We start from the raw sequence: 24,563 nt of genomic DNA, 5'->3' as shown, positions 1-24,563 counted from the left end.
TACATTCAGCAATAAAACCCCCGCGATCTTTCGGTCGCGGGGGCTCTTTTGCAGCGGCGGTGAACGCATACGCAAACGACCCTCCGAACCGGAGGGTCGTTTTGTCATCGGCAAAAGCCGTGTCTCGGAGCCGCGAAATTCTTCGCAGAGATTCGGGTCTCGCCGCGAGCCTGCGAAGAAAGCGAACCGTCCTACATTTCGGGGATCGCCGCCGTATCCGCCGACAGGGGTTTGTCGCCCACGTCGACCAGATTCTCCTCCGACACGCCGAGCGTGCGGTAATAGGTGTTCAGTTCGGCGATCACCTCCTTGCGGCCCGCGTAGTTGGCCAGGTAGTAGACATCGCCCAGCTGTTCGAGCTTCTCGTCGAGCGACGAGGAGACCATGTCTCCCTGCACGCCCTCGAAACGCAGGTAGTACTCGATGTACTCGATCAGCGTCTGGGCATACTCCCGCAGCAGCGCGTCGCCCTTCTCGGCAGCCTCCTCGGCCCCCATCGCGGCGGCGGCATAGTAGGCTTCGAGCAGCGGGTAGGTGTTCGTGTCGGTGAAGCGCAGCTGGCTGGTCGGCAGCTTCTCCAGCCCCAGATCGAGCAGTTCGACGGCTTCGTCCACCCGGTTCTGCCGCAGCAGCTCCTTCGCCACGCGGGCGAAGGCGTCGCGGGCGTGCGAAGCGCTCAGGTTATACTGGATGAAGTAGTCGGTGTAGACCCTCGGATCGGCCAGATTGCCGTAGCGGAACGTGTCGCGCAGCAGGGGGGCCGTATAATCGGCGTCGACGCGCCCGATCTCGTAGGGATTCTGCACCGGGGTGAAGATCGGAACCAGCCGGTAGGCGTAGCCGTCGAACTGGAGGTAGTCCATCAGCCCCAGGTCCTGCATGATGTAGACCTGCGTCATGTAGATCGGCCGCTTCCAGTCGAAGTTGGCCAGCATGTCCAGAATCATCAGCTGACTCTTGTCCACGGCGCTCTTGCGCAGGTTGATATAGACCGTGTCGACCATCTTGTCGCGGTCCTCCTCGCGGACGATGCCCGAAGCGATGGCGTTCTCCTTGTTGACGGGCAGCGCCAGCCGCTTGGCGGGGATGAAGTCGACCAGCTCGCCCTCGGGCGTGCCGTTGTCCAGCCGGAGCTTCGAACGCGGGTCGTCGGAGCGGATGAAGTCGATGACCTCCTTCAGATCCAGCGCCCGGTCGGTGCGGCTGTCCACGGGAACCCAGTCGTTGACGAAGGTGTATTTGCGTTTGGGCAGCGAGAACGGCACTCCGGGGGCGTCGTTGGCGCGGGTCTTCATCTCGTCGATGTACCACTCGCCGCCCAGGTAGGAGGTGTTCATGATGCGCACGTCGGGACGCACGCCGTAGACCTCCTGGTTGTTCCACAGCGGGAAGGTGTCATTGTCGCCGTAGTCGAGGATGATCGAATTGGGCAGCGTCGACTGGAGGTAGTTCCAGCCGATGTCGCGGGCCATGTAGCGGTGCGAACGGTCGTGGTCGTCCCAGTTCTGGGCCGCGAGGATCGCCGGAACGCCCAGGCAGACGACGGTTGCCGCCGCGGCGACCGCCGGCGTGTTGCGTTTGGCCAGCCAGGCGATTGCGTCCCGTATGGCCAGCACGCCCAGTCCGATCCAGATCGAGAAGGCGTAGAACGACCCGGCGAATACGTAGTCGCGTTCGCGCACCTCGCCCGGGGAGGTGTTGAAGTAGAAGACCAGCGCGATGCCCGTCATCACGAAGAGCAGCATCACGATCGAGAAGTTGCGCTGGTCGCGGTTGAGCTGGTACAGCAGTCCGATCAGCCCCAGCAGGAACGGCAGGAAGTAGTAGGTGTTGCGCCCCTTGTTTTCGGCCACCTCGCGCGGCAGGTCGTCCTGCGGACCCGTGTATTTCTCGTCAATCCACTTGATGCCCGAGAGCCAGTTGCCGTCGGTGATCAGCGTGCGCGAGGGCTGGATGTCGCTCTGGCGTCCCACGAAATTCCACAGGAAGTAACGCCAGTACATGTAGTTGAGCTGGTAGTTCAGGAAGTAGTTGAGGTTCTCGGCGAAGGTGGGTTCGACCACCGTGCGCGTATCGCCGTAGTCGTCCTGATAGACCCGTTTGCGACCGAAGTCGAGCACCTCGCCGCGCAGGGGACGGCCCTGTTCGTCGCGCAGAATTTCGCCCTTGTCGTCGCGCAGCGTCTCGACCTTGGTGCGGTAGGCGGCCCACTGCTTGTAGTCGCGTTCGCTGCGGCGCGAATCCCACATGCGGGGGAAGAAGTGGATGAACTGCGGGTCGTGTTCGAAGCCGGTGATGATCGTGGCGGGTTTGTACTTGCCGTCCTCGTCGAGGTAGTAGAACGACTTCTGCTTGTAGCCCGCCGACTGCCGCGGTGCGGAGTAGTAGGGACCGAACAGCAGGGGACGGTCGCCGTACTGGTCGCGGTTGAGGAACGACAGCAGTGCCTGCGGATTGTCGGGGTTGTTGGAGTTCATCGGCGGGTTGGCCGCGGCACGGATGGTCACCGATGCGTAGGAGGAGTAGCCGACCAGAATCATCGTGGTCGAGAGCAGCAGGATATTCCACACGACCTTGCCTTGGCGGTGCGTGCGCCAGGTGGCCCACCCCAGCCCGCCGATGAGTGCCAGCGCGAAGACGACCATGCCCGAGTTGGCCGGAAGGCCCAGCGAATTGACGAAGAAGACGTCGATCATCGCTCCGGCCCAGACCGTGTAGGGGATAATTAGGTTGTTGATGAACAGCAGGATGGCCCCTCCGGCCACCAGCGCCAGAAAGACCCCTTTGGCCGTGACCTTTTCACTCTTGCGGAAGTAGTAGATCAGCGCCAGCGCGGGGATGGTCAGCAGGTTGAGGATATGCACGCCGATCGAGAGGCCCATCAGGTAGGCGATCAGCACGATCCAGCGCGAGGAGTGGGGTTCGTCGGCGTGCTCCTCCCATTGGAGCATCAGCCACACCACCAGTGCCGTGAACATCGACGAAAGGGCGTAGACCTCCCCCTCTATGGCCGAAAACCAGAACGTGTCGGTGAAAGTGTAGGCCAGCGCGCCCACCAGCCCCGCGCCCAGCACGGCCCACATGTTGGCCGGGGTCAGCTCCGCGCCGTTGCGCGTCAGCAACCGCTGCGCGAGGTGGGTGATCGTCCAGAAGAGGAAGAGGATGCAGAAGGCGCTCGCCAGCGAGTTCATGGCGTTGACGGCGATCCCCACGTAGTCGGGGTTGCCCAGCGCGAAGAGGGTGGCCAGCCGCGCCAGCATCATGAAGAGCGGGGCTCCGGGCGGGTGGCCCACTTCGAGTTTATAGGAGGTGGCGATGAACTCCGAGCAGTCCCAGAGGCTCGAAACGGGTTCCATCGTCATCAGGTAGACCAGCGCCGCCACGGCGAATACCGCCCAGCCGATCCGGTTGTTCCAGCGTTTGAAAAGCGTCATATCTCGTTGAGGTAGCTTTTGTTTCGTGCAAAAGTAATCATTTAACGGCTATCTTCCAACCTTTATTTTTCCGCCCGAGCGGAATTTGCGTTTTTCAGGACCGTCCGAACTGCCACCAGTGCCGTTTGGGCGCGGGGGCCGGTTCCGGAGCCGGGGCGGCGGGAGCGGAGCGCTTGCGGTCGGAACGTGCCGGGCGGGCGTTCTGCTCGCGGGACGTGTCCTGATTCCGGGTATCCTGCTTCCGCGTGTCCTGATTCCGGGTGACCTGCTTGCGGGGGGTGTCCTGTTTCCGGGCGGTTTGCTGCGGCGCGGCCTCTGCGTTTGCGGCTCCGGAGCGCTTGCGGTTGCGGCCTCCGCGGTGGCCGCGCGACGGGGTGGCGGACTGCTCCGCGGGGACGGTGGGGGCGGCCTGTCGGGACCCGGTGCGGTCGTTCTGTCCGGTGCGGGCGGCGGCTTCGGAGCGGGCGGACTTGGCCGTGCGGGCCGAGGGCCTGTTCTCGCTGCGACCGGACTGCCCGATCTCACCACGGTTGGCTTTGGGGGTCGTTCCCCGGTTGTTCTCGCTGCGACCGGCTTGTTTAATCTGGCCGTCCGTCTGCCCGGCTGCTCCCCGGCCGTCCGGTTTCGCTGTGCCGCGGCCAGATGGTTTCGTCGCGCCGCGCTCGGTCTTCGCCGCGCCTGCCGATGCGGTCCGTTTGGCAGCTCCGCTTCGGGCGGTGGGTGCGGACGCTGCGGCGGCCCACTCGGGAAGTTCCGCCGCCGGATCGACGGGGACGGGGCGTCCGATGGTCTTTTCGATGTCGCGCAGCAGGGGGATCTCCTCCTCGGCGCAGAACGAATAGGCGTTCCCCTCGCACCCGGCGCGTCCCGTGCGGCCGATGCGGTGGACGTAGGTCTCGGGAACCTCCGGCAGCTCGTAGTTGACCACCAGCGGCAGTTCGGAGATGTCGATGCCGCGGGCGGCGATGTCGGTGGCGATCAGCACGCGGCATGCACCCGACTTGAAGCCGTTCATCGCCTTTTCGCGCGCCCCCTGCGACTTGTCGCCGTGGATGGCGCTGCATGCGATGCCCGCCTTGTTGAGGATGCGGGCCAGCCGGTCGGCCCCGTGTTTGGTGCGCGAGAAGACCAATACGGCTTCGGCGTCGGAATCGTTCAGAAGGGCCACCAGCTGTTTGCTCTTTTCGGCTTTGGCCACGAAACGGACCTGCTGTCCGATGGTTTCGACCACCGAGGCGGGAGGCGTGACGGTCACCCGGGCGGGATCGTGCAGTAGCGAGGCGGCCAGCGAGGCGATCGAATCGGGCATCGTGGCCGAGAAGAAGAGCGTCTGTTTCCGTTCAGGCAGCAGCGGCAGGATGCGGCGGATGTCGTGGATGAAGCCCATGTCGAGCATGCGGTCCGCCTCGTCGAGCACGAAGTGGCGGACCCGGTCGAGCGAGACGAATCCCTGCCCGATCAGGTCGAGCAGGCGGCCCGGTGTGGCGACCAGCAGGTCCACGCCCCGCTGGAGCGCATCGACCTGCGGCCGCTGGTTGACCCCGCCGAAGATCACCGCATGGCGCAGCGTGGTGTAGCGGGCATAGTCGCGGCAGCACTCGTCGATCTGGATGGCCAGCTCGCGCGTGGGGGTGAGCACCAGCGCACGGATCGGACGGCGTCCTTTCGGCGCGGGCTCGGCGGCGAGCAGCTGGAGAATCGGCAGGGTGAAGGCGGCCGTCTTGCCGGTCCCGGTCTGGGCGCAGCCTTGCAGGTCGCGGCCTTGGAGTACGGGTGGGATGGCTTGGGTCTGAATCGGGGTGGGAGTGGTGTATCCTTTCTCTTCGACGGCCCGCAGAAGCGGCTCGGAGAGGTGTAAATCCTGAAATCTCATAAATAAAAATCGTTCCGGGTCGTGATCCGGATGTGTTCGTTAATCGGTAACGGCTGGCAGGGAGAAGGCGCAAAGGCGTGGAAATGCGCATTTTGCGGGCTGCGGGAGGCGTTATTGTCGGGGCAAAGGTAGCGATAAATTCCGGAACGGGACGCACTTTACGGAAAAATCCGTAACTTTGTCCATTCAAAACCACAGTCAAACGGATAAAGCGATGGATTCCAAATTGGTACTTTACAATACGCTCACCCGCCGCAAGGAGCTCTTCGAACCGCTGGTTCCCGGTCGCGCGGGCATGTACGTCTGCGGCCCGACGGTCTACGGCGATCCGCACCTGGGGCACGCCCGCCCGGCGGTCACGTTCGACCTGCTGTTCCGCTACCTGAAGGCTTCGGGCTACAAGGTGCGCTACGTGCGCAACATCACGGACGTAGGCCATCTGGAGCACGACGCCGACGAGGGCGAGGACAAGATCGCCAAGAAGGCGCGCCTCGAACAGCTCGAACCAATGGAGGTGGCGCACTACTACACCGAGCGCTACCACCGTGCGATGGAGGCGCTCAACGTCGAAAGCCCCTCGATCGAGCCGCACGCCTCCGGCCACATTATCGAGCAGATCGAGTTCATCAAACGGATTCTTGACGACGGCTATGCCTACGTCTCCAACGGCTCGGTCTACTTCGACGTGGAGAAATACAATGCCAAATACAATTACGGGCGTCTCTCGGGCCGCAACCTGGAGGACATCGTGGCCAACACGCGCGAGCTGGACGGACAGTCGGACAAGCGCCACTCCTACGACTTCGCGCTGTGGAAGAAGGCGTCGCCCGAACATATCATGCGCTGGCCCTCGCCGTGGAGCGAGGGGTTCCCGGGCTGGCACATGGAGTGCTCGGCCATGTCGACCCGCTACCTGGGCGAACGCTTCGACATTCACGGCGGCGGCATGGACCTGATGTTCCCCCACCACGAGTGCGAGATCGCGCAGTCGACCGCCGCGCTGGGGCACGATTCGGCCCGCTACTGGGTGCACAACAACATGATAACCATTAACGGCCAGAAGATGGGCAAGTCGCTGGGCAACTTCATCACCCTCGAAGAGCTTTTCACCGGGTCGCACAAGCTGCTGCGGCAGGCCTATTCGCCTATGACCATTCGTTTCTTCGTCCTGCAGGCCCACTACCGCTCGACGCTCGACTTTTCGAACGAGGCGCTGCAGGCCGCCGAAAAGGGGCTGGACCGTCTGATGAAGGGGATCGAGACGCTCTCGAAGATCAAGCCGGCGGATACCTCCACGGTCGATCCGCGGGAGCTGGAGTGCTGCTGCCGGGCGGCGATGGACGACGACCTGAACTCGCCGATGGTCATTTCGGCGCTCTTCGACTGGGTGCGCAAGGTCAACTCGCTCGCCGACGGCAAGGAGCGCATCACCGCCGTCGACCTCGAACTGCTCACGGCCACCGTGCGCCGCTATGCGTTCGACGTGCTGGGCCTGTGCGACGAGAAGTCGGTCGGCGCGGCCTGCTCGAAAGATTACGTGACCCCGCTGGTCGAGATGCTCCTCTCGGAACGGCTTCAGGCGCGTGCCGCAAAGGACTGGGCCGCCTCGGACCGCATCCGCGACGGGCTGGCGGCCGCCGGTATCCGCGTCAAGGACCGCAAGGACGGTTCGGACTGGGAGCTGGAGTAGCGTTCGTAAGCGGCGCGGCCGCCGGATAACCTGCGAAAAAGAATATTATGAGTGCAATCAAAGGCGCAGCCGCGGAGCTCGGAACCGAGCGCATCCGCAAGCTGCTGGTTCAATACGCCGTGCCGGCGATCATCGCCATGACGGCCTCGTCGCTCTACAACATGGTCGACAGCATCTTCATCGGCCACGGGGTAGGGCCGCTGGCCATTTCGGGGCTGGCGCTCACCTTTCCGCTGATGAACCTCGCCGCGGCGTTCGGCTCGCTGGTGGGCGTGGGAGCGGCAACGCTCATTTCGATGCGGCTCGGGCAGCGCGACTTCGAAACGGCGCAGCGCGTGCTGGGCAACGTGGTGGTGCTGAATCTGATCATCGGCGTCGCGTTCGGTGCGGCGGCGCTCCTGCTGCTCGACCCGATCCTCTACTTCTTCGGGGCGAGCGAGGCCACGATCGGCTACGCCCGCGAGTACATGACCATCATCCTGGCGGGCAACGTCATCACGCACATGTATCTGGGCCTGAACGCCGTGCTGCGCGCCTCGGGCCACCCCCGCAAGTCGATGTACGCCACCATCAACACGGTCATCATCAACACAATTCTCGACCCGCTGTTCATCTTCGGCTTCGGCTGGGGCATCCGCGGGGCCGCCATCGCCACGGTGCTGGCGCAGGTCATTTCGCTCGTGTGGCAGTTCCGCATCCTGTCGAACCGCGAGGAGCTGCTCCACTTCCGGCGCGGCATCTATCAGCTGCGCAAAAAGATCGTCCGCGACATGCTGGCCATCGGCATGTCGCCCTTTCTAATGAACCTGGCGGCGTGCTTCATCGTGATTCTCATCAACAAGGGGCTGAAGACCTACGGCGGCGACCTGATGATCGGCGCTTACGGCATCGTCAACCGGCTGGCCTTCTTCTTCGTGATGATCGTGCTGGGAATCAATCAGGGCATGCAGCCCATCGCGGGGTATAACTTCGGCGCCAGGCAGTACGACCGCGTGCTGCGCGTGCTCAAGCTGACGATCATCGGCGCCACGGTCATCACCTCGACGGGATTTCTGATCGGCGAGATCGTTCCCCGGCTGGCCGTCGGGCTGTTCACCACCGACGAGGAGCTGATCCGCCTCTCGGTCGAGGGCATGCGCATCGTCTTTATCTTCTTCCCGATCATCGGGTTCCAGATGGTGGCTACCAACTTCTTCATGAGCATCGGCATGGCCTCGAAGGCGATCTTCCTCTCCCTGTCGAGGCAGCTGCTGTTCCTGATGCCGGGACTTCTATTCCTGCCCCGCTTCTTCGATCTGCACGCCCAATGGAGCGGCAGCTGGGGCGTCTGGTGCGCCATGCCGCTCTCGGACCTGCTGGCCTCGCTGGTGGCCTTCTTCATGCTTACTTACCAACTGCGGAAATTCCGGGCCATCCGTGCGGAACAGTCTGCAAACGACAGATAGCGTCATGGAAAAATTCGTCATCAACATCGGCCGTCAGTTAGGCAGCGGCGGCAAATCGGTCGGAGAGGCCATCGCCCGCCGGCTGGGCATCCGCGTCTACGACAAGGAGCTGATCAACTTCGCGGCGGAGCAGAGCGGGTTGTGTCCCGAGATCTTCGAAAAGGCCGACGAGAAGGAGGCCCGCAGCCTCTTCGCCACGCTCTTCGGCTACCTGCGCCTCCCCTTCGCGGGCGAGGACGCCGGCTGCACGAACGTGCTGTCGAGCGAGGCGCTGTTCAAGATTCAGAGCGACGTGATCCGCGACCTGGCCGCCCGCGAGTCGTGCGTCTTCGTGGGGCGCTGCGCCGACTACATCCTGCGCGAACATCCGCACGCGGTGAATATCTTCGTCACGGCGCCGGATGCAGACCGCATCGCCCGCCTGCGCGACCGCTGCGGCTGCTCGGAGGAGGAGGCCCGCGCCTTGATGGAGCGCGGCGACGCCCGGCGGAGGGATTACTACAACTATTACAGTTCGCGCACGTGGGGCGTGGCGTCGACCTACCACCTGACGGTGGACTCTTCGGTGCTGGGCATCGAGGGCACGGCCGACTTCATCCTCGACTTCGCGGCGCGTAAATTGGACATGAAATTTTAGCCTATGGTACTTGCCGAACAGATCAAGGAGCTGGAATGCCGCCGCGAGGCGCTGGAGAACTGTCTGGACATCGAGCAGAAGCGCATCGACCTGCGCAACGAGGAGGAGAAGACCCAGGAGCCGGGCTTCTGGGACGATCCCGCGGCCGCGCGCGAGCAGCTGCGCAAGGTGGCCGCGATCAAGGCGTGGGTCGACGACTACGACGGCGTGCGCCGACAGGTCGGGGACCTGCTGCTGCTGCCCGACTTCGTGAAGGAGGGCGTCATGAGCGAACAGGAGATGGACGAACAGTACGCCCGGGCGCTCGATGCGGTGGAGAAGCTCGAAATGCGCAACATGCTCCGCCGCGACGAGGACAAGCTGGGGGCCATCCTCGACATCAACGCCGGGGCCGGAGGAACCGAGGCCTTGGACTGGGCGTCGATGCTGCTGCGCATGTACACGCGCTGGGGCGAGGCCCACGGCTACAAGGTCAAGGTGCTCGACTGTCAGGCGGGCGACGAGGTGGGCGTCAAGTCGTGTACGTTGGAGTTCGAGGGCGACTACGCCTACGGCTATCTCAAGAGCGAGAACGGCGTGCATCGCATGGTGCGCCTGTCGCCCTTCAACGCCAACAACAAGCGGCAGACCACCTTTGCGTCGGTCTTCGTCTCGCCCGCGGTGGACGACACGATCGAGATCACGGTCAACCCGTCGGACATCGAGTGGGACACCTTCCGCTCCTCGGGGGCGGGAGGTCAGAACGTCAACAAGGTCGAGACCGCCGTGCGCCTGCGCTACCACGGCAAGGACGCCGACACGGGCGAACCGGTGGAGTTCCTGATCGAGAACATGGAGACCCGCTCGCAGCTGATGAACCGGGAGAACGCCCTGCGCATCCTCCGCTCGAAGCTCTACCAGCGCGAGCTGGACAAGCGCATGGCCACCCAGCAGGCGCTCGAAGCCTCGAAGAAGAAGATCGAGTGGGGTTCGCAGATCCGCTCCTATGTATTCGACGACCGCCGCGTGAAGGACCACCGCACGGGCGTGCAGACCTCGGCCGTCGAGCAGGTGATGGACGGCGACCTGGATGCGTTCATCAAGGCCTATCTGATGGAGTTCGGCGCGCAGGCGTAGGGCCGGGCGCGACGTGCTTTGCGGCTATTGAGACCATTCGCCGGTGACATGGAGGCCGACCCGCTGCCAGCGGCCCGTCGAATCGGGGGCGAGGTAGAGCTGGTAACAGCGATAGTCGTTTCCGGAGAAGGCGACCATCGCCTCAGTCCGGCTCTCGTCGAGCAGGATATGGTCGATAACGATTAACGGATAGTGGGGACATTCGCCCCAATGACCGGGTTCGGCCGGAATCCACTCGGCGATGCGCTTGAACCGCCGCTCCCTGAGCGCGTATTGCGTTTCGTTTTCGAACGTGCGGAAGAGTATTTCCCAGAAATCAGTCGTTAGGCAGATCGACCGACGGATCGTCGAGCGCCTCCGTCAACTCCGTCACGCCGCATTCGACGAACATCCGGTAGAGCGAGTCTGCGTCCGGCGGCGGTGCAGCGAGCCTCTCCGCGGATGGCGGGGAGCAGCAGGCAGAAAAACAACAACATCCTTTTCAACATACGGGCAACCTTTTCCGGAACCAAATTTTCGGATCGCATCGGGTGTCAGGTGATGATCTGCCCGAGTAGGCGGGCCGTGCGCAGCTGCCAGCCACCCTCGCCGCGCACGAACAGCAGGCCGTAGACCTCCGCATTGTCGTTGAGCAGGCTCACGTAGGCGCGGCAGGCACCGGGTCCGGTCTCCAGCAAAACGTAATTCACCACGATCGGTTTTACGATGCGCACGCCGCCCCAAACGCCGCGTTTGACGGGGGTCAGCGCGTTGATCCGGGCGATCACGTCCTCGGGCAGCCCCTGCTCGAGGGCCAGGCGCAGGCAGGCGGTCAGCTTCTCCTGCAGGACGGGCGTCAGGTAGACCACGCTGTCGGCGGGGGCTTTGAGCGCGGGCCGGAAGTGGGTAATGACGTATTTGCGCAGGTCGCGGGGCGGCCCTTGCAGCAGCATGTCGACCTCGCGGAACTCCTCGGGGCAGGGGGTCGACGAACCCGGCACGCTGTCCAGCGCCAGCAGGTAGGCCTCGACCCGCTCCAGCGTGCTGTCCGCGGGCAGCGGGTAGAAGCTAATCCGCTCCTGCGGCGTAGCGTAGCGGCCCGTGCGTCGGCTGCGGAGGATGCCGCGGGCGAGCAGGGCGTCTTCGTCGCTCAGTTCGCGGTAGATGTCATACACGCACCTGACCAGGCATTGCCGCTCGGGTGCGTTGCTGCGCAGCGTGCGTTGCGTGCGGGCGAACTCCTGCTCGAAGTCACGGAGCAGCAGGTGGATCGAATCGGGTGAATCGGCTTCGGGCGGGGCAGGCGAATCGGCCGAAGCGGCGATCGGCAGCAGGGCCGAAAGGAACAGGAGCGGGAACAACGGTTTCATCGGCGGAGATTTTAGGGTCTATGACAAAGATAAAATTTTTTGCGTTATATTTGTTGCGATGAGGAAGATATTTTTGCTGTCTCTGTTCGTTTCGGCCTGCCTGACGGGCCGCCCGGCCGCTGCGGGGTGTGCTTCCGCCTCGGGACCCGCACCGTCCGCTGCGGCCGCGGCCGTTCCCCGCGCCGTTGTGGCGGACCTGCCGAACCTGAATCTGAATCCGAACCCGGAGCCGGACCCAAACCCGAACCCGAACCCGAACATACCGGAGCCGGACTCGGAGCCGAATCCGAACCCCGACCCGAAGCCGGTGCTGGTCGGCATGACCGATACGGCGGCCTACTTCGGGCTGCTGCGCGGACGGCGGGTCGCGGTGCTGGCCAACCACACCTCGGTCGCCGAACTCCCGGGCCTGGACACCCTTGCCGACAGCGCGGGGCGGGTGCATCTGGTCGATCTGCTGCATGCGAAGGGCTTCGACGTGCGGGCGATCTTCGCCCCCGAGCACGGATTCCGCGGAGAGGCCGATGCGGGCGAACGGGTCTCGGGATCGGTGGATGCGCGCACGGGCATTCCGATCCGCTCGCTCTACGACGGCAACACGCAGCGCCCCTCGGCGGCCGCCATGCAATCGTTCGACCTGCTGGTGGTCGATATGCAGGACGTGGGGCTGCGTTTCTACACCTATTATATCGCCATGCTCCGCATGATGGAAGCCTGCGCCGACGCCGGCAAGACGGTTGTCGTGCTCGACCGTCCCAACCCCAACGGAAGTCATGTCGACGGTCCGGTGCTGGACCCGAAATACCGGTCGGGCGTGGGGGCGCTCCCCGTCCCCGTGCTGCATGGGCTGACGATGGGCGAGATCGCCCGCATGGCTGTGGGCGAGGGGTGGGTCGCCCCGTGCGATCTGCGCGTGATTCCCTGCCGCAACTACACCCACCGCACGGAATACCTGCTCCCGGTGGCCCCGTCGCCCAACCTTCCCACGCAGCGGGCCGTTTACCTTTACGCCGCGCTCTGCCCGTTCGAGGGGACGGTCGTGAGCGTCGGACGCGGCACGGACAAACCTTTTGAGGCGCTCGGCCATCCCGCGCTGCGCGACTGTCCGGTGGTTTTCACGCCCCGCCCGACGGCAGGGTCCAAGCATCCCCCGCTGGAGGGGCAGCGCTGCCGGGGCGTCGATCTGAGCGCGATGCCGCTGGACGAGGCCCGCGCGACGGGCTTCACGCTTCGCTACGTGATCGGCGCCTGCCGAAGTTCGGGGCTGGGCGAAGAGTTCTTCACGCCGATGTTCGAAAAGCTGGTCGGCGTCGGCTACGTCCGCGAAATGATTCTCGCGGGAGCTGCCGAGGCGCAGATTCGCGCCCGCTGGGCCGACGAGGTGGCCCGCTACCGCGAAAAAAGACGGAAATACCTGCTTTATAGCGATTGACGAAGAAAAGCAAAATTTATAGTAAAATTTTTTCGGGCCTGTTTTTGTTTACAATCCGCTATTAAATTTCATATTGCAACTCCGGATTGTAAGGGGCGGGATGCGTTCTTCGTCGAAACCGTAAGCAAACATTCCAACTGCTTTTTATACAGAGAGTGACACGTGCACGCAGGCCGGTATAACTTGGCTGGATTTTAGTTATATTTGTTACGCAGTGCCCGGTCCGGAGAGCGGAGATGGTTCTGAGCTGAGAGCCGGTCGGGATTAATCGTTTTATTCATTTAAAACTTATGCGTATGAAGTGGAAATTCTACCTGTGGACCTTTGCAACCGCACTGGCCGCCCTTGCCGTGACCTCAGGTTGCAGCAGCAGCGACGATCCGGACGACCCGATTCCCCCCCCCACGCCGACGGATCAATACTCCTTTAGCGTCTCGGTATCAGATGTTAAGGCCAACAGCGCCTTAGTGACCGTCACGCCCGACGCCAAGAGCACGCAGGCCACGTGGTACTGCTCGGTGGTCGACAAGGCTACGTTCGACAAGTTCGCCGACGACAAGGCCTACCTGGCCGACGACCTGGCTTATCTGAAGAAGCAGGCCGAAAACGAGAAGCTCACCCTCGAGAACTACCTCAAAGCCAAGATCGAAACCGGCACGAAAGCGGTCCCCTTTACCCTGCTGGACCCTTCGACCGACTATTACGCCTATGTCTACGGCATCACCACCGCCGGCGTGGTGACCTCGCCGCTGGCCAAATACGCCTTCAAGACCGAGGCCGGCTCCGTCGGTCCGGATCAGCTGACCTTCGAAATCGTGGTCTCGAACATCACCAAGTTCACGGCCGACATCCAGGTCACCCCCTCCAACGATAACGATACCTACTATTTCGATTACGCACCGGTTACGGCTTTCGCCGGCAAGACCGACGCGGAGTTCATTGCGCTGGTGAGCGAGGACCTTGAAGCCGAATACCTCAGCAAAGGAAAGGACGGACTCCCCACGGAGTTCTTCGATGAGAACAATCTCGAACCCGGCACGGAATACTATGTCTATGCGTTCGGATACGACATGCAGAAGGGCGCGACCACCGGACTGACGAAGGAGAAGTTCACCACCGAAGAGGCCACGGGCGAAGCGCCCGAGGTGACCATCACTTCGGCGCAGGGCGATCCCTCCGGTGCGAACCCGACCACGAAGCTCACCTTTACGGTCTATGCGCCCGGAAGCGTTTCGGCGCTTGCCGTGGCCGCTAAAAAGAGCGACGTGGACGCGCTGCTTGCCAAGGGAAACACGCTCGATGAGCTTGTTACGTATAACGGCGATCCGCTGTCGGCGGAAGATTTGGCCGCATTGGTCGTCCAGCCCGGAAAGTCCATCACCTACATCGAGCTCACCCCCGGAACGGAGTATTCGTTCCTCTTCAAGGCCAGGGGCGAGGGCGGCAAGTCCACGGTCAAGCGTGCCGACGCGACCACCGCGACCGGCGGCGGCCCGGTTGGCGATCTTACGTTCACGATCACTACCGACAACGCCACCACCAAGGGCTTCGATGTGAGCATCGTGCCTTCGGACCTGACGGCTCCCTACTTCTGGGGCGTTTTCAGCGGGACGCTGGTCGACAACTATGCCGGCCGGGATGCCGAACTGATCGCCGCGATCATTGCGGGCAACATGCCCCCGAGCGGTGATTTCTCCGAAATGTGCGATACGGGGCTTATCGAAGATTCGTTCAGCACGCTCAAGCCCAATACGGAATATGCCGTGATCTGCTTCGGCTACGCCAACGGAGCGGCCACGACCGGAACGACCTCTACCAAGATCTCCACGCTGGCCGAGAAACCCAAGGATCCGGTCAATTCGCCCCTGTTCGACGAACTGCCCGGCGAGTGGACGGCGACGATCACTACGGTGGATGACCAAGGACAGGATGAGCAGTCAACTTTCGACCTGACGATCGCCGGCGGCGTGGACGACAATACACAGCCAATCTATCGTGCGCAAAACTGGCTGGTGGGTTACGGTTCCATCTATTTCCAGAATTTCTACACGCCGGCCGCATTGGTAGAAGCCGGTTGGCCCGCGGCCGATGCCATCCTCGACTACGGTCCCAAGATTTTCTTCGAGATCGCCGAGGGCGACGTGGTAACCGTACTCGCCGACAAGTCCAACTACTTCCTCAACTGGAATACCGGCAGCCTCGGAGAGGTCTATTTACTCGGACTGGATCCCGTATCGACTTATTTCAACTATGCGGACGGCAATGTCTTCCCGGTAACGGTTTCCGCGGACAAGAACACGCTTACGATCAATCCGCTGACCATCGACGGCGCAGCCTATTATCCGTCCATTCTCGGCCAAAAGTCAACGGGATGGGTAGCCCATATGATCGGAAAGTCGGCCATGACGCTCACGCGCAAGACGGGCGGAACCACTTCGGTCAAGGCTTCCGGATCGAAGTTCGGCAACCTGCGTCCGGTACGCTCCTCGGCAGCGAGCGCCGTCTCGGCCGCCGCTCTCAACCGCAGCTTCGGGGTGCTCTCTTCGGTCATGAACGGTTCGGTACGGAACGCTCGTCCGGTCGATCATCTCATGCTCCGCGAGATCAGCACCGCGCTGGAGGCCGGCTCCGCTTCCGTATCGCTCAAAAAGGCGGTCGGCGAGCTGCACCGTCCGCAGCGGAGTGCGGTTCGCACCCCGCGCCGATAAGCGCTATTCCTCGTAACGAGCAGCGGCCCACGATGGGCCGCTGTTTTTTTGGTTCGGGGACGTTCCCGGACCGGGTGCGGGGCGAATGAGCGGCCGAACGGAGCGGACCGGCGCAAATTTTTGTAGAAAACGGGTCGTGCGTTTTGTTAACACTTCGGTCGGAGTGTGCCCTGCGGCGCTTGCGAATCGTAATCGAACGGCTGCGATGGCCGAAAAAATCGTTATCCGAAGCCGCCGCGCTTTCTCTCTCCGGGACCGCGGCCTGCAATTCATACGATACAATCTGGCTGGATTTTGGCTATATTTGTTGCGCTGCCCGTCCGCAAAGCGAAGATGGTTCTGTGCGAAGAGCCGGACGGGATCGGAATTCATTCATTTAAAATTTATGCCTATGAAGTGGAAATTTTACCTGCGAACGCTATCAGCCGCATTGGCGGCTGTCGCTGTTATTGTCGGTTGCAGCAGCAGCGACGATCCGGACGGCCCAATTCCCCCCCCCCACGCCGACGGATCAATACTCCTTTAGCGTCTCGGTATCGGACGTCAAGGCCAACAGCGCCTTAGTGACCGTCACGCCCGACGCCAAGAGCACGCAGGCCACGTGGTACTGCTCGGTGGTCGACAAGGCGACGTTCGACAAGTTCGCCGACGACAAGGCCTACCTAGCCGACGACCTGGCTTATCTGAAGAAGCAGGCCGAAAACGAGAAACTCACGCTCGAAAACTACCTCAAAGCCAAGATCGAAACCGGCACGAAAGCGGTCCCTTTCACCCTGCTGGACCCTTCGACCGACTATTACGCCTATGTCTACGGCATCACCGCCGCGGGCGTGGTGACCTCGCCGCTGGCCAAATACGCCTTCAAGACCGAAGCCGGTTCCGTCGATCCGGCTCAGCTGACCTTCGAATTCGAGGTCTCGAATATCACCAAGACGGCGGCCGATCTGGACGTCACCCCCTCCAACGACGACGACACTTACTTCTTCAACTTCGCACCCGTTACGGCTTTCGACGGGAAAACCGACGAAGAGTTCATCGCGCTGGTGACCAAAGACCTGACCGAAGACCTTCTCAGCAAGGGGCCCGACGGAATGCCCGCCGAGCTGATCCAGGAGTACGCTCCGATGACACCCGGCACGGAATACTACGTCTATGCGTTCGGATACGACATGCAGAAGGGCGCGACCACCGGAGTGTCGAAGGAGAAGTTCACCACCGAGGAGGCCACGGGTCCCGTTCCCGAGGTCACGGTGACCGTCGCGCAGGGCGATCAGGACGGAGCCAACAAGGCGACCAACCTGACGTTCACCGCCTGCTCGCCCGAAGCCGTTTCCGGTCTCTTCGTGACCGGTGCGAAGAGCAACGTGGACGCGCTGCTCGCCCAGGGTTACACGCTTGACCAGATCGTTTCGAGCAACGGAAAAGCCTTCACCGAGGCGCAGCTGGCCAAGCTCAACGCGGAAGCCGGACTTCCGATCACGTTCATCGATCTTAATCCAGAGACGACTTATACGTTCCTCATCAAGACGGTCGGTTCGGGCGGCCGAAGCGTGGTGAAAAGTCTGGAAGGGACTACGGCGGCGCTTTCCGTCCAGCCCTCGGACATGACCTTCACGCTGTCCGCCTCGGAGATCACCGCCACCAGCGCACTGGTTACGGTCACGCCGGACAAACTCGATGAGACCTACTTTTTCGACATTCAGAAAAAATCGATCGTCGACAGTTATGAAGGGAATCTCACCGAGCTGATCGAGGCGTTCGATGCAGCGTACGCCGACAACGGCGGCGTGGCGGGCATGCTCAGCAAGGGCGAGGAGAAATACCGCTCGCAGAGTATGAGCCCCAACACCTCCTATTACCTGCTGGCCTTCGGATACAGCGACGGCGTGGCCACAACGGCCCTGTCGACCTACGAGTTCAAGACCGAATCGGCTGCGACCTCCGATCTGACTTTCACCATTGCGGTCGACGAGACCCAGCCCGTTCCGGGCGGCGTTACGGCTACGATCACCCCCTCGAACAACGACGAGACCTACCTGGTGGCCTTCACGCTGGCCGACGAGATCGACGCGCTCGAATCCGACGCGGAGATCATCGCCTACTACGAGGAGATGTACAGCGGATTCATTCTCTACCTCACCTACTCGGGCGTCTATGAAACGATGCCGACCGACTTCGGAGGCGAACTGGCCATGATGCCCGGGGCCGACTACTACATCGTGGCCTTCGGCTACGGGGAGCAGGGCGCCACCACGGACGTATTCAAAACCCGGATCAAGGCGGGAGCCGGTCCCGATCCGGTGGGCACGGCCTTCTCGTTCGAAGTCGAGAATCTGACCGACATCGAAGCTTCGCTGACGGCGAACGCTTCGAAAGAGCCGGTGATCTATATGTGGGATGTGCTCTCTGAGGCCGACTATGCCGAGTTGGGCGGAACGCCTGCGGGCATTTCAGCCTACATTGCCGATGAGTTCGAATATTACTCCGCCGCCTTTACGCCGCGGCAGGTTATCGCCGGGCTGGGTGCATGGTACTCGGGGGCGACCTATGACTACAACTCGCTCAATCCCGCGACGGTCTACATCCCCTATGCCGTCTGCGTCGACGTCGAGGGCAACGTGGTCGATACGCCGGTGCTCGGCGAGTCGTTCACCACGGAAGCGGCGGCGGGCGGAGCCTCTGTGCCGAAGCTCTTCGGCCGCTACGACTTCGGCCACGACTTCGCGCCGAAGATTCTGCGTCCGTTGCGAGGCGTAAGCGCGCAGCTGAATGTCGATGCGCTTCTGCGTCGTCATGCCGCCCATGTTTCGGCGGCAGCCCCGCAGAAGACGGTTCGCGGCGTCGGCCTGAAGGCTGCCGTTCGCGTCGAGGCCGTCGAGGCCGAGGCCCGGCAGCAGCTCGAGGTATCGGGTTCCGCAGCGCTTTCGTCCGTGCGGTCAGCGGTGCAGCTGCCCCGCCGCAGTGCGGTCCGCACCCCGCGCCGATAGGGAAGTTACGGCGGCCCTTTCGCAGGGACGCCGTTTCTTCAGGTATAAAAAGCGCCCCGAACTTTACGTTCGGGGCGCTTTTTATCGCTTTCGCAACCGCAATTACTCGGCGACGATCGCTTCGCTCGGGCAAACGCCTGCGCAGGTTCCGCAGTCGATGCACTTGTCGGGGTCGATGACATAGATGTCGCCGGCCGAGATAGCCTCTACCGGGCATTCGCCGATGCAGGAACCGCAGGCAACGCAGGAATCAGTGATTTTGTAAGCCATTGTTGAATGAATTTAAAGTTTGTGTGTTCGTTCCCGGCCGGATGGCCGATCCAGCCGCAGGGGCAGGGGTGGTCCGTCGGGCGGGGTTTGTTCAGGCAAATATAGAAAACTTATTTGATAATATCAAACCCGGTGTAGGGAATCAACACCTCGGGAATGCGAATCCCCTCGGGGGTCTGGTTGTTCTCCAGCAGCGCCGCCACGATGCGCGGCAGGGCCAGCGACGAGCCGTTGAGCGTGTGGGCCAGCTGGATTTTCTTCTGTGCGTCGCGGTAGCGGAGCTTCAGACGGTTGGCCTGGAACGCTTCGAAGTTCGAGACCGAGGAGACCTCCAGCCACCGTTTCTGCGCCTCGGAGTAGACCTCGAAATCGTAGGTCAGCGCCGAGGTGAACGACATGTCGCCGCCGCAGAGCCGCAGGATGCGGTAGGGAAGCCCCAGCGAGCGGACGATCCCCTCGACGTGGGCCACCATGCCGTCGAGCGCCTCGTAGGAGCGCTCCGGCAGCGAGAGCTGGACGATCTCCACCTTGTCGAACTGGTGCAGGCGGTTCAGGCCGCGCACGTCCTTGCCGTAGGATCCCGCCTCGCGGCGGAAACAGGGGGTGTAGGCGGTCATGCGGACCGGGAAATCCTGCTCGTCGAGGATCACGTCGCGGAAGATGTTCGTCACGGGAACCTCCGCGGTGGGAACCAGGTAGAAGTTATCGGCCGTGGCGTGGTACATCTGCCCCTCCTTGTCGGGCAGCTGCCCCGTGCCGAAGCCCGACGCCTCGTTGACCAGCACCGGCGGCTCCACTTCGAGGTAGCCCGCGCGGGTGTTGCAGTCGAGGAAGTAGTTGATCAGCGCGCGCTGCAACCGGGCGCCTTTGCCTTTGTAGACGGGGAATCCGGCTCCGGTGAGCTTTACGCCCAGGTCGAAGTCGATGATGTCGTATTTGCGGGCCAGCTCCCAATGGGGCAGCGGATTTTCGGGCAGGGGGGTGTAGGTCTCGACGAGTTTGACCACCAGGTTGTCCTCGGCCGTGCGCCCCTCGGGCACGATGTCGGCGGGGAAGTTGGGCAGCGTGACCAGCGCGGCCTGCAGCTCCTCCTGCACGGCGCGCGACTCGGCTTCGAGGCGCGCGGAGCGCTCCTTGAGGTCGGCCACGAAGCGCTTGCGCTCCTCCGCCTGGTCGCGGCGGCCCTGCCCCATGAGCGCGCCGATCTCCTTGGCGGCGCGGTTCTGCGCCGAGAGGGTCGAGTCCAGCTCGGTCTGGAGGGCCTTGCGGCGGTCGTCCAGCGCGATGATCTTTTCGAGGACGGGAGCTGCGTCGACGCCCTTTTTGGCCAACTTGCGTGCGGCGGCCTGCCGGTCGTCGCGGATTTGCTTCAGTGTAAGCATGGTATCGTGTGATTTTCAGTGTTCGTATCCCGGACGGCAAAATTACAAAAAATGCGGGAAAGTGTGTGCCCCGTCCGCATAATTTCGCCCCGGGTTTTGACAATGCGCGCGAAAAACCCTATATTTGTCCGAAGAACCTGCGCCGCGGGCGCGGGGACAAGAGGAAAAAGCGTTAGCTTTCGTCCGGCCAATGGAACTTCGACACTTTCAACGGCTGCCGGAAAAGCGGAGACGCTCACGTTCGCGCGTGGGCTTGACTTCGTTGGCAGCCGGGTAGTCGAAGACCTCATTGGCCGACGGGAGTTCGGTCCCGCGCCTTTTTCTTAGAACTGAACACAGCTCAGGGGACCGGGCGCAAAACCTATTTTTATGATGAAAAAACTGAGCTATCTGGCAGCGGCCTTCGTATTGGGCCTGCTGCTCAGCGTGACGATCAACGCCTGCGGCGGTGACAAGGAGAGCGTGGCCCCCGAAGGGACCCAGACCCCCGGCGGGAGCGGCGGAACGACCGGCGGCGGCCGCGAAATCAGCAACTGGGAATTTCCTAAACTCTCCGCTTGGGAGGTGTACGATGAGGATGGGCATATTGATCTTCGTTTTGATTATAAGTATAATGACAAGGGCTGGGAGGTGTATCGAAAGCGAACGGATTATCTAAAATCAGCCTCCTCCGGAAATTACTATCTTTCTCTTGTTACAGAATACAGTTATACGTATTCTTCGGCAGGAGATTATCGGACGGGAGTAACCATAACTACGTCTTACAACGAAGACGGAAGTGTGAAGAGAACAAGTCGAACGACTTCCAAAGAATACGTCTACCAGCAATAACCGCCTCGCACCTGTTTTCTGGGCTCCGCTTTTCGGGCGGGGCCCGGTTGTTTTTGTCCTGCGGGCGGGAAAATCCCTTTTTTTCGTAACTTTGTGCCAAACTGCCTTTGCCGATGAAACCCGTCGAACTGCTTGCCCCTGCCAAAGACTACGCCGCTGCGGTCGCTGCCGTGGATTTCGGTGCGGATGCCGTCTACATCGGCGGCGCGCGGTTCGGGGCGCGGCAGGCTGCGGGCAATGCCGCGGAGGAGATCGCCCGGGTCGTCGAGTATGCCCACCGCTACGGCGTCCGGGTACACGCCACGCTCAACACCCTGTTGTGGGACGAGGAGCTGCGCGAGGCAGAACGGACGGCCCGCGAGCTGATCGCCGTCGGGGTCGATGCGCTGATCGTGCAGGACATGGCCCTGCGGCGCATGAATCTGCCCGTCGAGCTGCACGCCTCGACGCAGGTGTGCAACCGCACGCCCGCGGAGGCGCGTTTTCTGGCGGAGGCGGGTTTCGCGCGCATCATTTTGGAACGGGCGTTGTCGCTCGAAGAGATTCGGGCCGTCTGCGCCGCGACGACGGCCGAGGTCGAGTGCTTCGTCCACGGGGCGATCTGCGTGGGGTACAGCGGCCGCTGCTTCCTCTCGCGCTCGATGTCGCGGCGCAGCGGCAACCGGGGTGATTGCAGCCAGCCTTGCCGCCAGACGTGGGATTTGACGGATGACCGGGGCCGCGTGCTGATCGGAGGCAAACATCTGCTGTCGGTGCGCGACCTGAACCTCTCGGAGCGTCTGGGCGAGCTGATGGACGCGGGCGTCACCTCGTTCAAGATCGAGGGGCGGCTCAAAGATACGGGCTATATCCGCAACGTGGTGGCTTGCTACCGCCGGGCGGTGGACGAGGCGCTCGTGACGCGGCCCGGTCTGCGCCGCGCGTCGGTCGGGCAGAGCGTGCCCGACTTCGTGCCCGACCCGGCCAAGAGCTTCACGCGCGGCGAGACGACCTATTTCTTCGACGGCCGGCGGGCCGGCGTGGCGTCGTTCGACACCCCCAAGTCGGTGGGCGAGCGCGTGGGCCGCGTCGCGCGGATCGAGGGTCGCGGTTTCTCTCTGGAGCGGGGTGCGGCGGAGCTGGCTCCGGGCGACGGCATCTGCTTCGTGACGGAGAGCGGTCTGCTCGGCACGAACGTAAACAGCGTCTCGGGCGCGCAGGTCATCCCTAACCGGATGGAGGGTATTGCCCCCGGCCGGGAGATTTACCGCAACTACGACCACCGTTTCAACCTCGCGCTCGAGCGCAGCCGCACGCGGCGGGTGATTCCCGCGACGGCTGCGGTTGCGGTCGACGGGGAGCGCGTACGCATCGAATATACCGACTGCGAGGGCGTCAGCGCCGCCGCGGAACGCCTTGGCCGCTTCGAGACGGCCCGCAATCCGGAGGCCAATGCGGCGGCGATCCGCACGCAGGCGGCCCGCAGCGGCGACACGATCTTCGCCGTAGGCGGGGTGACGGTGCGCGGCGGGGAGCTTTTCGTGCCGGTTTCGCTCGTGGCCGAGCTGCGGCGCGAAGGGCTGGAGCGGTTGTTGCAGGCGCGTTTCGAGCGGCCTCTTCCGCATCGCATTCTGCCCGAGAACCCCGCAGCGGAGTATCCCGCGAAGCGGCTGGATGCCTGTCACAACGTCACCAACCGCCTTGCGGAGGCATTTTACCGCGACCACGGCGTCGTCGAAATCGAACGGGGGCTGGATCTGGCTCTCACGACGGCGGGCCGCTGCGTGATGCGCTCGGCCTACTGCCTGCGCCGCGAAATCGGGGAGTGCCTGCGCGAAGGGTCGAAACTGCGCGGGCCGCTCTACCTCGCCCGCGGCGGCCACCGCTATCGGCTGGATTTCGACTGCGCGCGCTGCGAGATGGCGCTGGTGGACAGTACTGAGAACGAACACGCAAACCCTTAATAACATGCAGGAACAGCTGACCCCCGATTTCCGGGATTACGAACTGATCGACACGGGCGATTTCGAGAAGCTCGAACGCTTCGGACCCTACGTTACGCGCCGGCCCGAGCCGCAGGCGCTCTGGCGGCGGTCGCTGTCGGAGGAGGAGTGGTGCAGGAAGGCTCATGCCTCGTTCCTGCGCGATGCGCGCAGCGACGAGCGGGGCGAGTGGCGGCTGCGGCCGGGAACGCCCGAGCGCTGGACGGTGGAGTATGTGAGGGGCGCGATGCGGCTGCGCATGCGGCTGGGACTTACCTCGTTCAAGCATGTGGGGCTTTTCCCCGAGCAGGCCGCCAACTGGGATTTCATCTTCGACCGCTGCCGGGCGCTGCGGGACGGGGGAACGGCGCCGCGGGTGCTGAACCTCTTCGCCTATACGGGCGGAGCGACGCTCGCCGCACGGGCTGCCGGGGCCGAGGTGACGCACGTCGATTCGGTGAAGCAGGTCGTCACGTGGGCGCGTGAGAATATGGAGGCGAGCGGGCTGGGCGGGGTGCGGTGGATCGTCGAGGATGCGCTCCGGTTCGTCCGGCGCGAGGTGCGGCGCGGCAATCGCTACCACGGGATCGTGCTCGATCCGCCTGCCTACGGGCGCGGGGCCGACGGTGAAAAGTGGATTCTGGAGGACAACCTCTGCGAGATGCTCGCCTGCTGTGCGCAGTTGTTGGAGCCGAACGACGCGTTCCTGGTGCTGAACCTCTATTCGATGGGGCTCTCCTCGACGCTGGCCCGCACGGCCGTGCGGCAGGCGTTCGGCGCGCCCCGCCAGGAACAATGGGGCGAATTGTGCTTCACCGACCGCGCCGGAAAGGAGCTGCCGTTGGGGACTTACTACCGGTTCAGCCGGTAAAAAGCGGGCCTCTACTGCTGGTTTGGTTTAAATCCTCTCGGGCGGCAGCCTGCGGAGGAACGCGATACGCGGGCCTCCGCTGCCGGAGGCTGCGGCCCGCCGGCTCTACGAGCCGCAAGTGGCTTGAATTCGTACCTGAGGTTCTTCGCCCCTCCCGAGGGAGGGGACGGGGGAGGGTCAGACTTGTAAACGCGGTTCCGCCGCGAGGTTCTGCGGTAGAAAGGGTGTTCATGTTGGTACGACGAATGACCATCCGGGGCGTTTATCCTGTTGGGCCTCCGCTACGGGAGGCTGCGGCCCGCCGACCTGAAGGTCGAAAACAGAGCGACGCGAATTCGGCCCGCCCCGGCTTGACAGCCGGAAACGGGACAGGTCGAGATTGCGGCCCGCCGACCCAAAAGGTCGAAAACAAAACGACGCGAATTTCGGCCCGCCGACCTGACAGTCGAACACAGAACGAGCCGGACCGGCCCGCGCGGCTCGGGAGCCGCATCTGTCCGGATGGTATGCCATCTCGCGCCTCGTGGTGGGACGGGCTTGTTAACCATAGGCGTCGGGTAACAGCGGCCGGTGTAAA

General features: G+C 63.0%; 15 protein-coding genes. 10 read left to right on the top strand and 5 right to left on the bottom strand.

Annotated elements, in window-relative coordinates; all coding sequences use genetic code 11:
* Nucleotides 1-191 precede the first annotated feature (191 nt).
* Both ACMO9O_RS05195 and ACMO9O_RS05190 read right to left on the bottom strand, forming a co-directional pair.
* A complete protein-coding gene (locus ACMO9O_RS05195; protein ID WP_418982630.1) occupies nucleotides 192-3,434 on the bottom strand; it encodes a DUF2723 domain-containing protein in 3,243 nt (1,080 codons plus the stop codon).
* A 94-nt stretch (nucleotides 3,435-3,528) separates the two neighbouring features.
* On the bottom strand, nucleotides 3,529-5,307 hold the full coding sequence (locus ACMO9O_RS05190; RefSeq protein WP_418982629.1) for a DEAD/DEAH box helicase: 1,779 nt from the start codon (nucleotides 5,305-5,307) through the stop codon (nucleotides 3,529-3,531).
* 214 nt (nucleotides 5,308-5,521) lie between these two features.
* On the opposite strand from ACMO9O_RS05190, the gene cysS reads away from it, so the two are divergent.
* From cysS to prfB, 4 genes are read left to right on the top strand one after another with little or no spacing between them, the layout of a single operon-like run.
* Entirely contained in the window at nucleotides 5,522-6,997 is a 1,476-nt protein-coding gene (gene cysS, locus ACMO9O_RS05185; protein ID WP_418982627.1) for a cysteine--tRNA ligase, read from the top strand.
* 47 nt (nucleotides 6,998-7,044) lie between these two features.
* Nucleotides 7,045-8,442: an MATE family efflux transporter gene (locus tag ACMO9O_RS05180; protein ID WP_418982626.1), complete on the top strand. Its 1,398-nt coding sequence runs from the start codon at nucleotides 7,045-7,047 to the stop codon at nucleotides 8,440-8,442.
* A gap of 4 nt (nucleotides 8,443-8,446) precedes the next feature.
* The gene (locus ACMO9O_RS05175) at nucleotides 8,447-9,079 is read left to right on the top strand and encodes an AAA family ATPase (protein WP_418982625.1); all 633 of its coding nucleotides are present in this window, start codon (nucleotides 8,447-8,449) and stop codon (nucleotides 9,077-9,079) included.
* A 3-nt stretch (nucleotides 9,080-9,082) separates the two neighbouring features.
* Entirely contained in the window at nucleotides 9,083-10,195 is a 1,113-nt protein-coding gene (gene prfB / locus ACMO9O_RS05170; RefSeq protein WP_418982624.1) for a peptide chain release factor 2, read from the top strand.
* 533 nt (nucleotides 10,196-10,728) lie between these two features.
* Here the strand turns inward: prfB and ACMO9O_RS05165 are convergent.
* A complete protein-coding gene (locus ACMO9O_RS05165) occupies nucleotides 10,729-11,544 on the bottom strand; it encodes a hypothetical protein (RefSeq protein ID WP_418982622.1) in 816 nt (271 codons plus the stop codon).
* 58 nt (nucleotides 11,545-11,602) lie between these two features.
* Here ACMO9O_RS05165 and ACMO9O_RS05160 point away from each other — a divergent pair, with 58 nt between their 5' ends.
* The 3 genes from ACMO9O_RS05160 to ACMO9O_RS05150 all read left to right on the top strand — a co-directional run bounded on the left by ACMO9O_RS05160 (nucleotide 11,603) and on the right by ACMO9O_RS05150 (nucleotide 18,671).
* A complete protein-coding gene (locus ACMO9O_RS05160) occupies nucleotides 11,603-12,976 on the top strand; it encodes an exo-beta-N-acetylmuramidase NamZ domain-containing protein (RefSeq protein ID WP_418982620.1) in 1,374 nt (457 codons plus the stop codon).
* A gap of 296 nt (nucleotides 12,977-13,272) precedes the next feature.
* Nucleotides 13,273-15,684 carry a hypothetical protein gene (locus tag ACMO9O_RS05155; RefSeq protein ID WP_418982619.1) on the top strand — a complete coding sequence of 804 codons (2,412 nt, stop codon included), beginning with the start codon at nucleotides 13,273-13,275 and terminating at the stop codon, nucleotides 15,682-15,684.
* A gap of 563 nt (nucleotides 15,685-16,247) precedes the next feature.
* Nucleotides 16,248-18,671 (top strand): hypothetical protein, encoded by a 2,424-nt coding sequence (locus tag ACMO9O_RS05150; RefSeq protein ID WP_418982617.1) that lies wholly within the window; start codon nucleotides 16,248-16,250, stop codon nucleotides 18,669-18,671.
* Between the two features lie 102 nt (nucleotides 18,672-18,773).
* On the opposite strand, the gene ACMO9O_RS05145 is transcribed toward ACMO9O_RS05150, so the two are convergent.
* Together ACMO9O_RS05145 and serS are read right to left on the bottom strand one after the other, a co-directional pair.
* Nucleotides 18,774-18,941, bottom strand: a complete 168-nt coding sequence (locus ACMO9O_RS05145) for a DUF362 domain-containing protein (protein WP_418982615.1) — start codon at nucleotides 18,939-18,941, stop codon at nucleotides 18,774-18,776.
* Nucleotides 18,942-19,051: 110 nt separating this feature from the next.
* A complete protein-coding gene (gene serS / locus ACMO9O_RS05140; RefSeq protein ID WP_418982614.1) occupies nucleotides 19,052-20,323 on the bottom strand; it encodes a serine--tRNA ligase in 1,272 nt (423 codons plus the stop codon).
* Between the two features lie 369 nt (nucleotides 20,324-20,692).
* Here serS and ACMO9O_RS05135 point away from each other — a divergent pair, with 369 nt between their 5' ends.
* The 3 genes from ACMO9O_RS05135 (at nucleotide 20,693) to ACMO9O_RS05125 (ending at nucleotide 23,986) form a co-directional block, all read left to right on the top strand.
* Entirely contained in the window at nucleotides 20,693-21,154 is a 462-nt protein-coding gene (locus ACMO9O_RS05135; protein WP_418982613.1) for a hypothetical protein, read from the top strand.
* A 113-nt stretch (nucleotides 21,155-21,267) separates the two neighbouring features.
* Nucleotides 21,268-23,097 carry a peptidase U32 family protein gene (locus tag ACMO9O_RS05130; protein ID WP_418982612.1) on the top strand — a complete coding sequence of 610 codons (1,830 nt, stop codon included), beginning with the start codon at nucleotides 21,268-21,270 and terminating at the stop codon, nucleotides 23,095-23,097.
* Nucleotides 23,098-23,101: 4 nt separating this feature from the next.
* Complete coding sequence (locus ACMO9O_RS05125; RefSeq protein ID WP_418982611.1) at nucleotides 23,102-23,986, top strand: class I SAM-dependent methyltransferase; 885 nt, start codon at nucleotides 23,102-23,104, stop codon at nucleotides 23,984-23,986.
* The last annotated feature ends 577 nt before the right edge of the window (nucleotides 23,987-24,563 follow it).

Source organism: Alistipes sp., from assembly GCF_048465635.1.
Taxonomy (GTDB): domain Bacteria; phylum Bacteroidota; class Bacteroidia; order Bacteroidales; family Rikenellaceae; genus Alistipes.
Note: the sequence above shows the minus strand (reverse complement) of the source record. Positions and strands in the feature narration are given on the sequence as shown.